This is a genomic window from Bradyrhizobium sp. MI1.7 (assembly GCF_055811795.1).
On sequence record NZ_JBVVPO010000041.1, the window covers coordinates 46,098 to 59,423 of the forward strand.

Consider the following 13,326-nt stretch of genomic DNA (forward strand, 5'->3'; position numbering starts at 1 on the left):
TCCGACGATTTCCGTTCACAGGGGTAAACCGGAAGAGAGCGGCACGCGGCCATAGTAACGCGATAGACCGATCGCCGGCATCACCCCTCCGGTACTCCGGCGATGTACAATCCCCTAACCAAGCGCCTGGCTCCTGCAACGAAATTCGCGTCGCCGCGCACTGGAACGTTTCTGACGCGACGGATCGTAAATGTTGGATCAAGTGCAAGTCCGGTTTTGGCGGCCACTTGCGCCTCGTCCAGCCTCCCAAGAAGCGCGAGCGCTGCAGCGTACCCGAAATGCAGCAGCGGATAGTTTCGGTTGGCCTCGATTCCTCGGGCACACCAAGCGGCCGCTTCAGCGTCTGCTGCGATCTGGAGCTTGGCAAAGCCCGCCGTATTCATCCATCGGAAGGCGGAGATATCGCGAGGGGAAAGGCGCAGTGCTTCGTTGACGTGGAACTCGGTATCCGCACCGCAACCCATATAAAATTTGGCCTGACCCATCATCTCGTGAGCGTCAGCCAGATTGCGATCCAGGGCCAAGGCTCGCTCGCACTCAGCCACGCCTTGGGCCGTCCGGTTCGTATAGATGAGCACCATTGCCAAGGTGAAATGAGCCCAGGCATGGTCCGGAGCAAGGCGGAGCGCCTTTAGCACCATGGTCTCTGCCGCTGCCAGATGCGGAGGCTCGTTGTCTTTCAAGAACGCCGCGACAAGCACTGTCTCGACCAACGCGCTCCAGCTCATGGCGTCGACATTTTGCGGATCAGTCGCCAGAGCCCGTTCAAAGGAATTGCGAGCTTCTGTCAAATTCTCGAGTGTCACCCCCCTATTGCAAGAATGGCGGCCCTGGAAATAGAGATCCATGGCATCGGGATTCAACGTTCTTGCCGCGCGACGCGCCTCGGCCACGATGAGCTGGTTGTCTAAGGTCCGCGCAATCCTTGCTACGATTTCGTCCTGCATATCGAGCAGATCGGCGAAGGGCTTGTCGAAGCGGTCGGCCCACAAATGATTGCCCGTCGTCGCGTCGATCAATTGAACATTCACCCGGAGACGATTATCGCAACGCTGCACCGAGCCTTCAAGCGCGTAGCGAACATTCAACTCACGACCAATCTGCCTGACATCGACCGATTTGCCTTTGTAGGTGAACGCGGTGTGTTGGCCGATAACAAATGAGCCACTGATGCGTGATAAATCCGTGGTGAGGCTCCCGGTCACACCATCGACAAAGTAGTCCTGCTCGGGGGCGCTGCTGAGATTGACGAAGGGCAACACAACGATGGAAAGGCGAGGTGGTGAAAGCGACCTCTGCGCCGTATCATCGTTCTGCGCCACTTGGCCAAGGGGGACGGTTGTGGGCCTTTGCGCCTCCTGCACCGCGCCAACGAAGCGGAAACCCTTGCGGGGCATCGTCTTGATCAGGCGCTGTTTCTCGCCCGTGTCGCCAATTGCGCTGCGAGCTGCATTCATGCGCGTCGTGAGCGCGGCATCTGAGACGATGCGACCACTCCAGACCGCACCGAGGAGATCGTCCTTGCTGACAACCCGCTCCCTGTTGCGAATGAGATAAAGGAGCAAGTCAAACGTTTGCGGCGCAGTAGCAATCAGCTCGGCTCCGCAGCGCAGCTCGCGCTGGTCCGTGTCCAATACATAGTCTTCGAAGAGATAGCGCAACGCCGTCTTCTCCGCCCGATAGACCACATTTCTTCCCAAACGCGCTCATCGCAGAAGGACACCAAGAATAGGCCGGAGACGAGAGAAAAGTAAGCTGTTCGTTCAGGGATGACCGACGGCGGCCGATATGGAGCGGCTAGGCACTTCCGCTCGTGCCCCATCGCTTCCGTTGACGCGGTGCAGCTATGTCGGGTGATGGCGGCAGAGCGGAAGTTTGCCCCTGAGCGCCAAACCGACGCTTTTGACCCAACCCGGACATCGCAGAGCCACCTTTGATTTTCAGTATGGCCTTTTAGACGCTAAGATGCGTTGACCTAGACTCTGGCTAGGGGGCGAACATGAGGCGGCGTGCTTTTCTCTGTGCCGTTTGTGGTGCGGTAGCATCGCCGCAGCTGGCTGCGGCCGCGGGGAGCACCAAGAAGAAACGTCTTGCTATTTTCGTCCCATCAGAGCCGAGCGCGGACTGGCACGATCAGAGCGGGAAAAGATATCCTCGAGCCCTCTTCGCGGAACTGCGACGGTTGGGACAGATCGAGGGACAAAACCTCACAGTCGAAAGTTATGGTCGAGAGCAAAATACGTCCGGCCTCGAAGCCTTGGCGACGGAAATCGTTAGCAGCAACCCGGATGTCATTCTCCTCGGTGGTCCTGGCGCACTCATATTCAAGAAACTGACATCGCGTATTCCAATCGTAACGATAACTGCCGACCCCGTTAGATTGGGGATTGCCGAAAGTCTGGCTCACCCGGGCAGCAATTTCACGGGAGCCAGCATCGATGCCGGTCCATCGATTCATGGAAAACGGATTGCACTGCTGCGCGAAATCTTTCCTTCAATATCAAAACTTGGCTTGCTCGCTCTTCACATCCAATACAGCGGGCTCGTCAAGGGTTCGCCTATCCCCGCAGCGGCCCAGGAGGCTGGCCTACCTATCGCGGTGTCGCTACTGGATGTTGGTGCTCAAGAAAATGACTGGCGGGCAGCGGTAGAGAGCCTTTCCGGCGAAGGCGCAAATGCAGTCATGGTGGTCGACTCCCCTGAAACTTTTCAAAACAGCGCTTTGATCGCCAAGTTGCTGACCGACGCGAGACTTCCGGCGATTTTCGCGTTCACCGAATCCGTCGAAGCCGGGGGCCTAATGGCCTACTCCTTTGATCTAGTCGAATTGTATCAGCGCGCTGCCAACAACATCGACGCAATTCTCCGCGGAGCAAAAGCTGGCGATATTCCATTCTACCAAGTGACCAAATTCGATCTGTCCATCAACTTGAAGACGGCCAGGCAGCTGGGCCTTTCCGTCTCTCCTGCACTCGCGGCCAGTGCCGACAAGGTCATCGAGTGAACAGGTCCGGTTATGGCCCGCGGGTGACATGCCCGCGCAGTCTGACGATTTCCGTTCACAGCGGCAGACCGGAAGGGAGCGGCACGCGGCCATATTGACGCGATTGACCCGAAGGCGACATACAGCAAGCTTCAACTTCGGGACGTCAACCTTATTGGCCAATCGTAGTTCGACCGCGGAGATTACTGAGCCTGCTTCAAGTAGGCTTCAACCTCGCGCAGGTCGTTCTGCGGAGGAAATGACAGGAGAGCCTGAGACGGACTGCACCACGGATAGGGAAGCGAAGATAGCCAGCGCATCACGCCATCGAGTTCGGCGCCAGATAAGACTTTCATGACTTCAATGGTGATCACCAGCCTCACCACTTTTCCGTGCTCATTGAAATGCCAGTCGTAACGTCCACATCCAACTCGCAGCGGTTGCCCGCTGGCCTTGGCGGACATCCCCACCAACCAATGGCACTGAAAGCGCGCTCGGTCCGTTTCGGAAGGCCGGGATAGGCAGAACGTGTAGATGTTCTCGTATTCGACACCAAAACGACGCACCAAGATTTCTTCCACGGCGTTCAAGCCGGAAGCCGTGTTGGGGAATGAAATGGCGTCGGTCTTGACCACCATTTCGAGTGCAATGTCTTCAGAGAACGCCTGCCTCATCAAGAACGGTCGGTTGCCGTCCTTGGCCAAGATGTAGGTTCTTACTGCTTCGGCAGGTGTGGGCATGGTGCCTCAGGCTAGCACACTCAGGCTCCAAACGGGAATGTCCGCTTCTCGCCATCAGCGAAGTGGCGACACCTTTCATTGGGGCCCGCTTGGTGGGGTGGAGCGGACTGACTTTGCTCACTCTGCGTTCTTCGCATTTTGACCCGATTGAGACATCGGTCGCGTTCCAGCGTACCCAATATGAAGGGCTACAACCCGCCTATTCAGGCGCCGACCAAATTCGATTGGTGATCAACTTCAAGACCGCCAAAAAAAGCGCTCGACCTCGACGTGTCGTTGCATCTCCAGCGGCCCACCGACGAGGTGATCAAACTAAATGTGAGATGCTGTTTGCCGCCGGTTCCAGCCAGCCGATGATCTCTTTGTTGAAGTGGTGAATTGCGAGTGCGAGGTACGTGTCGGTGGACTTAACGCCGCCGAAGCAGATGACTCCGCAATCGTTGAAGCGGTGGGGATTGGTGCAGTCATCCGCCCAGGGAACTGGCTACGCGCCAGTTGTCACGATGCAGTTGATCACAGACGGGTAATCACTTTGCTCCTGTAAGCGAATAAATTCTTTGATTGCGCGATAACACGTCGGCATCGACGCACTTCCACCCATGCTTTGGTTCGCCCAACGATCCAACATGACATGCGTCTTGACAATTTCTGCGTTCGCCGCGCGCAGTATGCCGACGGAAGGCGAAGCCGTTTCAAACAGATACTTGTGGAAGCTGATCACGAAAGTATCGCTTCTCGGTAATCCGTTGCCATACGGAAGAAGGTCCACATCCCGCACAGTCTTTATATTTTTATAGAGCCACTGCGAATCGATCAACGCTTTCCCAATCCCTCTTCCCTCAACGCCAAGCGGAGCAACCCACTCGGGGCCCGGGGCTATGGTGGACCAAAAGATCACGCGATCATCACGGCGGTTCTCCATCGCCTTGAGCATGCAGAGGAACCGTTCCTTTTGTGGATCGTTCGAATGCTCCACCTCGTACTGGAGCTTCTTGAGTTTGTCGGGCCAGGGTATGGGTGCAGGTGGGGGCGGAGGCGGCATAGCGGGAAGATAGATTTTGCGCAGCTTCGGGTCAGCCCCGATAAACGCGTAATTGCGCCCCCCGTCACGGCTGTGGCGGCAACCCACGAGCTCTCGCAAATACCAATTCACCTCCTCAGGAACGTGCGTTTGGAAATTGAACTCGATTAACGCCCACGCATCTATGTGCTCGCGCGCCGCAATTTTCCACCAGTCGTCCGTATCCAAGACCGGATATTCGCGCCCGCCTTTGGGCGGCCACAAGCCGCGTTTCTGCACTGGATTAAGAGGAACTTTGATATTGACCATTCAACGCCTCCCGCACAGTCCGAACCGTAGCGCGATACGCACCGGCCACGGTGGCGAAAGAAATGAAGTTTCGCCGGAAACATCGGAATGACAACACGTCGGCGACGCGCCCGATATGAACTATCTCACATTTGTTCTGGCGCCAGCCGCTCGCGGACAATGTCGCCCCTTGGCCCATCGCGCCACTTTCCGCGCGGCGAGAGAACTTCCGAAGCTGGTGCCAGACCGGAAGTCGTCGGCTAAAGGTCCAGGCTGGTGCTTCTGACCCAAAGCGGAAAATCAATGCGCTATCACCTTACCTCGTCAGCGCGGGGCGGGAACAATACGGGACTTTTCTCTGGCATGTCTCCTCTTCGATTTGTGGCGCAATCGAACAGCCACCGCGGTGGCAAATCCGTGAGTAGCGCCACCAAGTGACATGCAGCCTGTTCCTTTGAGACGCCCGGCGGGTAGTAGATTGAGGAGTCGCGATCGATTCCGGCATAGAACTGAGCCCGTTTGGCGATGATTTCGCGCGTCTTCTCGTCCGCGAGCTTGAAGCACAAATCTATCAGCCCCCCGTCCGCCGTGCCTCGCGACAAATCGGTTGAGAACGCCTTTTGAACGGCCTCGATGGCCAAGGATCTCTTTTCCTCATCGACCTCTTTCTTCTTACGCTTGATCCACGTCCTCGCCCACCAGGTCGCAATGACTGCGAGCCCAAAAGCAGCCAGCGTAGCCAATACCGAGGCCTCCGGAGCCAGCCAAGCCGACAACGACGCCAAGACCAGGAAAAGCCAAACAGCGATGGACGCAAGGTAAATCGTGCCGATACCTACTCGGTGGTCGACTTTCCATGGGATGCCGAAAAGACGAAACTTGAGCGACGCGCGCGGGCGGTTGGCAAATGCTCCATCCGCGAGACCAAGGCTTCGTTCAATGTATGCGGCACGTCTCACGAGTTCATCATACAGCTCGTCATTTCTCGTATTGTAGGTCACGAGCCCGATCGTTGCGATCAGGCCAAACAACGAGAACACAAAGCTCCGGCCATCAATGTGGTCGACTTTGAGCGCAATGGCTACGGCGGTCGCGATCGGCAGTAGACCCAGCAACTTGAACCGGATGTCGGTCAGCGTCCGAAAGTTGCTGCAGACCTCGCCGTATTCCGTGGAAAGTGCGTTTCGACGATTTTCGTCCATGGCCTACTCCGCGAAACGTCCAGTTCTTGTCGAACCGAAGTTAGTTGGCGCGCACAGTGCAGTTTAGCACGCGCACGGGTCTCCCAATGTGGGCTAGTTCACGCTTGCGCTCCGGCATACTGAAGTCAGTCCGCCCCCCAACGACGTTGGTGAAGTTGGGTTTTCGTCTCTGATCAATGTCTGCTGCTGGCCCATCAGCGAAGTGGCGACACCTTTCATTGAGGTCCGCTTGGCGGAGTAGAGCGGGCTGACTTTGCTCACTCTGAGTTCTTCGCATTTTGACCCAAAGCAGACCTAATCTGTTCAACTTCTCAAAACTGGATTATAGTGCCACTACAACCATTCGGTGCGCAGTGCTGTAGATGAAATCGGTCAAGCGAAGCCTAGCTCTTGTCGCTGCGATGATGAGCGCAATCATTGTCGGTCCGCCGCGTTCCTCGGCGATGGAGAACAAGACGCCCATTGCGTATTTTTCAGAAGGCGCGCCAGACAATCTCGTAGAGGCACTGAACAATTTGTCTCCCGACGCTAGGGATGTCGTCGTTGCGAGAGTTCGCTTGCAGCAACCCGTAATATGGATGGGTGGCCGTCACTGCGAGCTTTGTACCAACGATGTATGGTTCGCCCGTCTGAGAATCACGGAGACTCTCAAAGGCAAAGCTGAAGTCGGCCAAGTGCTCGATGTTTTCCTAGGCCAGCGTAGCGAACACCGAAGGTACATCGCCATTCCCCGCACACCGGATCAACGGGGCCGAGAGTACACGGTGGCGATCTATTCTATGGGAGATGGCATTCAGCGGCTCGCTTCATTTCCAATAAGTAAACCTCAATACGACAGATTATCCTCTGATTGGCTTGCATATGAAGGCGAGCGATCGAGGGCAGGATTTCGGGATTAGGTCGTGGGTCCGCTTCTGGCCCGTGTGAGACGTGCCGGTGCAGTCTGACGATTTCCGTTCACAGAGGTAGACCGGAAGAGATCGGCACGCGGCCATAGTGACGCGATTGACCCACAACGGAAGTCGGCTGGCCAGGTTTACTCAAGCGCGCGCCCGCCACAGCGTAACCGCAAGCAGCATATAGGCAGCACAAGTCCATAGCGACTGCCAATTGTCCGGTCCTTCGCTAAGCGCCGCATAGATGGCTGCCACCAGGAATACGACGGCAAACATCGCTTCCGCCATGGGGCGGATTCCCTTCTTCGGGCGATTGAGCTGCGTCATCGCCGCGAAAGGGACCGCCGCCATAGTGAGGGCCGCAAAGGGAAAATCCTTTTCGCGCGGGTCAAACACCAGGCCCAGCGCCGTCTCAGTGCCGATCACGATGGTTACGATCAAGATCAATCCGTGCATGATCGCCAGTCCCGATGGGGTCCGGTAGTGCTCCGGACCCAGCAATTCCAAAAATGTGGGCGGTGCGCGCCCGGACATCAGGGCGTTGGCGCCGAACAGCGGCGAGGCAGTTGCCGCCACCAGAAGTGCGCCCCACAGATGCCAGCTGCCCGCGCCGTAGCTTTCATAGAACATCTTTTGAGCGGCCACCCCAAACAAGACTCCGGCGGTGGTTGCCGATATTCCGACCGCAAACCATGAGATGAGCCGGGGCTGCGAGGGCTTCTGGCGCAAGGTCAGCCATGCAGCGCCGAACACCAGGATCGCCAGCGCCATTCCGCTGCTCATTTGCAGTTTCCAGAGCGGATAATTGCTGACGGGGATGCCGGGCGGATATTTCAGGGTGCGCTGCGTGGAATCGAATAAGCCCCACGATCCGCCGACGGTGCCCTCGAACTCATGCTTCCACAATTCATCATACGCCTCGAACAGGTTGACGCGGAAATTCTCGCGCCGGGCAAGATCGAGGACCTCCGAGATCACCCGCGCCTGATTGGTGCGCGATGGTAGCGCCGACTCGCGCATCCGCCCTTCGCTCGGCCAACCTGTTTCTCCAATCAGGATTTCCTTACCCGGAAACGCCGACGCCACCTGCTTTCGGACGGCGTCGACGTGAGCAGCGGCAGATTTCGCCGCGACCGGGACATTTTCCCAATATGGCAGGATATGAAGGGTGACGAAATCGACGGCGTCACCGAGTTCCCGATAGCGCAGCCAGTACTCCCAGACGTCGGAATAGGTGACGGGGACCGGCACCTGTGCCTTGACCGAGCGGATCAAGGCAGCAAGATCGGAAGGTGTCATCTTCCGATGCAACAGAACCTCATTGCCGACCACGAGTGCGGTGATGGTTTCCGGATATTGCCGGGCGAGGCGTATGCCCGTGGATATCTGCGTCGCGCTCTTCCGTCGGTCCCTATCGAGCCAAATTCCCTGAATGACTTTCAGCCCCACCTTGGACGCAAGTTCGGGGATCTGATCGAGACCAAGATCAGTCGCATAGGTACGAATACAGTCGGTTATTTTGGCAAGCTGGGCGAGATCTTCCGCGATCTGGTCCCGCGGCACTGGTGTCGGCGACTCCGACGTTTGGTTGTTGCGGAAGGGCGCGTAGGATATGCATTGCAGCTTGGCATTCGGATCGATCGGCGCGCGCGCCAAGTTGATCGGTATGGCCAGCCACCACCACACCGCGGCGATCGCACCCAGGGATATGATGAGAAGCGCCAGAGGCGTGCGGGGCGAAATAGTTGACCCTCCAACGTAGAGATCGTCGGTCAACCGGCATGTTGTCGTGACCCGACAACAACGGAGATCATCGTCCGCCGGTCCCTACTTGACCTGTGAAAGCTGGTGCCGGATCGTCCGTGCCGCAAGAGGCGAGTCAACATCCAACAAAGGCCTTAAGGGCTACCGCAGGGCGGGTAGAAATAATCCTCCCCATCTCCCGAGATGGCCTTCGGGGACCGGAGCAGAGCGGCCTTGCTCTGACGGTCGCCGTGCCGGCTAACGAACGTCGCCTGTTGACCCGAATGCGAAGTCCAGATCGGTCACGGGTGGTCCGGTAGTAAGAGCACGCCGGCAGCGGGCTCACCCAGCGCGCAGCAGACGCGATTGACCCGAAGGCGACAAATCCCCATTGCGGCCTGCTCGTGTACAGCTCGCCAATTGTGAGTTAGGTTCCGGCGCTGTCGTATGCCGCACGTAGCCGATCCTCCAGCAGGCCTGGGAGTTGGTCATGCAGCCGATGAACGAGGTCCCCTTCGAGACGTCCCTGGCTGAATATGCCGAAGACATGCTCGACGCCTGTACGCGATGTGGGAAATGCGTCGAGGCCTGTCCGAGTGTCGAGCCGGCCGGCATCTCGCGGACGACAAAGTCCGAAGACATCATCGGCGGCATTCTCGAGCTGGTGCGTACCGGCAACGGCCCGGAAGCGTCGCGCAAATGGGCGCTGTCCTGCATGCGAAGCGGGGCATGCATCAAGGCGTGCAGCTATGGCGTCAATCCGCGTTTCCTGCTGAGCATGGCGCGGCTTGGCATCGCGAAGTCGGACAATGAGCTTGCGGAACGGCGCCGGCGGGGTGTCGAGAGGTACCGCGACGGCAGTCGTGGCGTGAACGTGCTTTCGCGCCTGCAACTCGATGCGGACGTGCTCGAACGACTGGGTCAGAGATCGGCGTCGGTCGCCACGCCCGTTGAAACGCCGGATTTCGTGTTTTACACTGGCTGCAATGTGCTCAAGACGCCGCACATCGCCTTGCTTGCCCTCGATATCATGGACGCGCTCGGCGTCAGTTACCAGGTGATGGGTGGACCGAGCCATTGTTGCGGCATTCTCCAGCTCAAGTCTGGCGACGCAGAGATGGCCGGTCGTATGGGATCGAGTACGATGGAAAAGCTGTCGCACTCGAACTCGGGGCAGGTGATCTCCTGGTGCCCGTCGTGCTACGTCCAGTACACGGAGACCATCCTGCCAACGGTGGAGCGACAACACGGGTCCCGCCCGTTCGAGATGAACCCGTTCATGCGCTTTCTCGGCGACCGGCTGGCGCAGCTAAAGCCGCACCTTCAACGCAGGGTCGAAATGCGGGTCGCGCTGCACAGGCATCCCGGCGTGGCCGGCGTCGTGGAATCCGCCGCTGAAATCTTGACGGCGGTACCCGGTATCGAACTCGTCGATCTGAACCAGCCGGCGGTGGGTTTGCAGAGCGTGGATGTCGGCGCGCTTCCAAAGTACAAGCGCGAATTGCAACTCATGGAGCTTGAGGCGGCGCGCGATGCAGGTGTCGATGCACTGGTCGCGGTCTATCATTCCGATCATCGCGAACTGTGCGCGCACGAGCGCGACTGGCCATTTCGTATCATGAATATCCTTGAAGTGGTCGGCGAAAGCATGGGCCTGCATCGGCACGATCGCTACAAGGAGCTCAAGATCATGCAGGACGCCGACCAGATCGTCGCCGACTGTAGCGACCTGATCGCCAAGCACTCGCTTGATCCCGGCAATGCGCGTGACGTGGTGGTGAAGGTGTTGCTTGGCGACCAGCCGCTTCCCCTGAGGCGTGGCGCGCCCCCGGAGACGCGCGCGGGGGGCGTGGAGCCGTCGTAGCAGCTTGACGTCACCTGTTGGCCCACCGCGCCGGTGAGCCCGGCGCAAACCGGAGGTCGCCGGCTGAGGGGGCAACCGACGCGACTGCCCCCGAAGCCGGCTATTCCTCGACTGATCAATTTCCGTCAGGTACTCTGCGCGGAAAGCCGACGGCGCCCGTCAGGGACATCTCCTGCCCCCGCACGGCTTCACGACTTCTTCTGCTTCGCTTGCACGTGTCGCGCGAAGTTGTCGAGGATCGCCTGCCAGCCGCCCTGCTGCTGCTCAACCGAGTGTGTCGGCTCGCTATCGAAGACAACGCGGACGACGACGCCCTTCGCCCCGGGCACGAACTCGACTTCGGCCTTGCGATCGCCGAATGAATATTCGATCAGCTTGTGTTCGACGATCGTCGTGTAAGTCCCGGCGAAGTCAAAGCCCATGCTGCCGTCCTTGGCTTCCATGCGCGACGAGAAGACCCCGCCTTCCCGCAGGTCGACCGTAGCCTTGGTCGTATGCCAGTCGTCGGACGCGGCGTTCCACGCCATGATGTCAGCAGGTGTCGTATAGGCACGCCAGACCTGATCGATGGGGGCTGCTACGGTGGTTTCTACGGTGATCCTCATGAACATAAGCTCCTGGTTCGATTTTCTAGGTGACGGCATCACTGACGTGTGCGGAGTCCATCCAAGGACGATCGAGACTGGTCCATGCCGACAGGGTCGAGCCGTCAAAGCGTTGAAAACACAAAAAAGTCAAAACATCTGTTGGCCACCCACCAGCGGCCGCGAACAAATTGGGGATGAGGGTCACATTTGTTCGATGCGGCTCGTGGCCATTGAACCCGACCCGGGCTCGACGACACTATCTCCCTGCGTCCTAAACGGCCCCGCCCATCTGTGGGCGATACGGGGGAGTGTCTGTCATGCGAAAGCGAAACTGGCGATTGATTGCCGTTGGCTCGGTCCTGCTGGTGCTCGCCGTCCTGTTCTTCCTCTCGATGCGGGACATGACGCCGTGGTCCAATGATCCTGCCGCCCTGATGCGCACGGTCGGAGAGGTCTCGGGTGCTGTCCGCGGCATCAGCCTCGTCATGATCGTCTTCGGTCTGATCGGCAGGAAAGCGCCGGCCTGACAAACGTCGTTCCGGAAGGCCGGACCACGGCGGTATCACGCCTCCGCGATGACAGGGAATAGCGGGTCTTCGATGCAAATCTGAATGTCTGAACCGCACATGCAGGGCGGGATGCATTTGGAGACACCTATGATCACCTCAAAGATGCTGATTGTGGTCACGATCGTATCGACGATGGGCACAGCTTCGGCGCAACCTTTCCACCCGTCGCTGCCCGGAAAGGAAACGACCACCAGGCCGTGGACGGCCCCGGTCGGTCACCGCCAGCCCCACGCCTCCGACGTGCCCTCGGCAAGTTCGGGATCGCTGGATTTCCTCGACCAAGAGGATGCCAACGTCGATCGCAAGATCTCCGGCGTCTGCCGGGGCTGCTGATCGATCCTGCGCCAAGGCCTGATGGGATGAGACTCGACTGGCGTCCCAACGGACGGCAGTCAGTGCCCGACCTTTCGGAATTGGACCAGGCTGAACGAGCCGACACCGCTGGTGCCGACGAAGGCGAAGCCGGCGAGGACGCCAAGCCTGCGGTACTCGGCTTCCGTCCGCTCGCGGCCACCAGGTCCCCGCAGCATATTGAGGTCGCTCATGGCACAGGAGCGGTCCTGGGTCTCAGTCGTCGCAGGCTCCGGCATGATCCGTTCGATCACGATCAACGTTCCGCTGGCCGGCAGCGCGTCCCGGCAGTTGCGCAGAATGACCTCGCAACGATCGTCTCTCCAATTGTGCAGGATGCTCTTCATCAGGATCGTGTCGGCGCCGCCCAGGACCTTCTCGAAGAAACTGCCGGCGACGAACCGGCAGCGATTGGCGATGCCAAGCCGGGCAAAATGCGCCCGCGCTCCCGCCTCGCAGCGCGCGAGATCGAAGGCGATGCCCTCAAGATGCGGGTTGCGCTGGAGCACGCCGCCGATCAATTCGCCGGTGCCGCCACCGAGGTCCATGACAACGCGCGCGGTCGCGAAGTCGTGGGCCGCAACGATCCTTGGAACGATGCTCCGCGTCAGGCTGACCATCGCGGCGTTGAAGCGGCGGGTGAATTCCGGCGCATTGCTCGTCGCGGCATAGCGATCGTCGCCATCGCCGCGCAGCTCGCCCGCGCTCTTGCCCGAGCGAACCGATTCGACCAGTCCGAGCCAGGATTGCGCGAGCATCTCGCCCTCGAAGAGAACCCAGTCCTTGAAGGAGGGGTCGGCGGTCTCGTCGAGCTGCCGGCCGAGCTCGGTCATGGCAAACCGGTCGCGGTCGGCCTGCCTGCACAGGCCAAGTGTCGTCAGGCCAACGAGCAATCGGCGCAGCGCACTTTCATCGGCGGACACCAGCCGGGCGAGCTCGGTCACCGATTTCGCCTCATCGCCGATGGCCTCGGCGAGATTGAGCTTCGCCGCCGCATAGATCACCGCGGTGATGCGATGCGACTGCACGAGATCATGCACGGATGCCGGCCCGCTCATGTGTTGCCTCCTGTCAATGCCGCT

12 protein-coding genes are annotated in these 13,326 nt (G+C 59.1%); 5 read left to right on the forward strand and 7 right to left on the reverse strand.

Annotated features, from left to right (window positions below; translation table 11 throughout):
- Positions 1–80: 80 nt before the first annotated feature.
- Positions 81–1,661: a winged helix-turn-helix domain-containing protein gene (locus AC0L3X_RS30265; RefSeq protein ID WP_063986043.1), complete on the reverse strand. Its 1,581-nt coding sequence runs from the start codon at positions 1,659–1,661 to the stop codon at positions 81–83.
- A gap of 521 nt (positions 1,662–2,182) precedes the next feature.
- Here AC0L3X_RS30265 and AC0L3X_RS30270 point away from each other — a divergent pair.
- Positions 2,183–3,004 (forward strand): ABC transporter substrate-binding protein, encoded by an 822-nt coding sequence (locus AC0L3X_RS30270; RefSeq protein ID WP_231143814.1) that lies wholly within the window; start codon positions 2,183–2,185, stop codon positions 3,002–3,004.
- A gap of 182 nt (positions 3,005–3,186) precedes the next feature.
- Here the strand turns inward: AC0L3X_RS30270 and AC0L3X_RS30275 are convergent, their stop codons facing one another.
- The 3 genes from AC0L3X_RS30275 to AC0L3X_RS30285 form a co-directional block, all read right to left on the reverse strand.
- Complete coding sequence (locus AC0L3X_RS30275) at positions 3,187–3,723, reverse strand: hypothetical protein (protein ID WP_063980736.1); 537 nt, start codon at positions 3,721–3,723, stop codon at positions 3,187–3,189.
- 484 nt (positions 3,724–4,207) lie between these two features.
- Positions 4,208–5,053 (reverse strand): hypothetical protein, encoded by an 846-nt coding sequence (locus AC0L3X_RS30280; RefSeq protein ID WP_187387910.1) that lies wholly within the window; start codon positions 5,051–5,053, stop codon positions 4,208–4,210.
- Between the two features lie 290 nt (positions 5,054–5,343).
- Positions 5,344–6,234 (reverse strand): hypothetical protein, encoded by an 891-nt coding sequence (locus AC0L3X_RS30285; RefSeq protein WP_063980734.1) that lies wholly within the window; start codon positions 6,232–6,234, stop codon positions 5,344–5,346.
- Between the two features lie 362 nt (positions 6,235–6,596).
- On the opposite strand from AC0L3X_RS30285, the gene AC0L3X_RS30290 reads away from it, so the two are divergent.
- A complete protein-coding gene (locus AC0L3X_RS30290) occupies positions 6,597–7,133 on the forward strand; it encodes a hypothetical protein (RefSeq protein WP_187387909.1) in 537 nt (178 codons plus the stop codon).
- Between the two features lie 141 nt (positions 7,134–7,274).
- Here AC0L3X_RS30290 and AC0L3X_RS30295 read toward each other — a convergent pair whose 3' ends face one another.
- Positions 7,275–8,834: a glycoside hydrolase family 17 protein gene (locus AC0L3X_RS30295; protein WP_084795330.1), complete on the reverse strand. Its 1,560-nt coding sequence runs from the start codon at positions 8,832–8,834 to the stop codon at positions 7,275–7,277.
- Positions 8,835–9,537: 703 nt separating this feature from the next.
- Between AC0L3X_RS30295 and AC0L3X_RS30300 the strand changes: the two genes are divergently transcribed.
- Positions 9,538–10,737, forward strand: coding sequence for a heterodisulfide reductase-related iron-sulfur binding cluster (locus tag AC0L3X_RS30300; protein WP_231143813.1), 1,200 nt, complete (start codon positions 9,538–9,540; stop codon positions 10,735–10,737).
- Between the two features lie 188 nt (positions 10,738–10,925).
- Here AC0L3X_RS30300 and AC0L3X_RS30305 read toward each other — a convergent pair whose 3' ends face one another.
- Positions 10,926–11,342, reverse strand: a complete 417-nt coding sequence (locus tag AC0L3X_RS30305) for an SRPBCC family protein (protein ID WP_063986042.1) — start codon at positions 11,340–11,342, stop codon at positions 10,926–10,928.
- Between the two features lie 299 nt (positions 11,343–11,641).
- Here AC0L3X_RS30305 and AC0L3X_RS30310 point away from each other — a divergent pair, with 299 nt between their 5' ends.
- Positions 11,642–11,851, forward strand: a complete 210-nt coding sequence (locus AC0L3X_RS30310; protein WP_063980730.1) for a hypothetical protein — start codon at positions 11,642–11,644, stop codon at positions 11,849–11,851.
- A 129-nt stretch (positions 11,852–11,980) separates the two neighbouring features.
- Positions 11,981–12,226 (forward strand): hypothetical protein, encoded by a 246-nt coding sequence (locus tag AC0L3X_RS30315; RefSeq protein WP_063980729.1) that lies wholly within the window; start codon positions 11,981–11,983, stop codon positions 12,224–12,226.
- Between the two features lie 59 nt (positions 12,227–12,285).
- On the opposite strand, the gene AC0L3X_RS30320 is transcribed toward AC0L3X_RS30315, so the two are convergent.
- Positions 12,286–13,302: a methyltransferase gene (locus tag AC0L3X_RS30320; RefSeq protein WP_063980728.1), complete on the reverse strand. Its 1,017-nt coding sequence runs from the start codon at positions 13,300–13,302 to the stop codon at positions 12,286–12,288.
- Positions 13,303–13,326: the final 24 nt, after the last annotated feature.

Coding starts and splice junctions, on each gene's coding strand:
- AC0L3X_RS30275 (WP_063980736.1), bottom strand. CDS start 3,723: ATGCCCACACCTGCCGAAGCAGTAAGAACCTACATCTTGGCCAAGGAC.
- AC0L3X_RS30280 (WP_187387910.1), bottom strand. CDS start 5,053: ATGGTCAATATCAAAGTTCCTCTTAATCCAGTGCAGAAACGCGGCTTG.
- AC0L3X_RS30285 (WP_063980734.1), bottom strand. CDS start 6,234: ATGGACGAAAATCGTCGAAACGCACTTTCCACGGAATACGGCGAGGTC.
- AC0L3X_RS30290 (WP_187387909.1), top strand. CDS start 6,597: ATGAAATCGGTCAAGCGAAGCCTAGCTCTTGTCGCTGCGATGATGAGC.
- AC0L3X_RS30305 (WP_063986042.1), bottom strand. CDS start 11,342: ATGAGGATCACCGTAGAAACCACCGTAGCAGCCCCCATCGATCAGGTC.
- AC0L3X_RS30310 (WP_063980730.1), top strand. CDS start 11,642: ATGCGAAAGCGAAACTGGCGATTGATTGCCGTTGGCTCGGTCCTGCTG.
- AC0L3X_RS30315 (WP_063980729.1), top strand. CDS start 11,981: ATGATCACCTCAAAGATGCTGATTGTGGTCACGATCGTATCGACGATG.
- AC0L3X_RS30320 (WP_063980728.1), bottom strand. CDS start 13,302: ATGAGCGGGCCGGCATCCGTGCATGATCTCGTGCAGTCGCATCGCATC.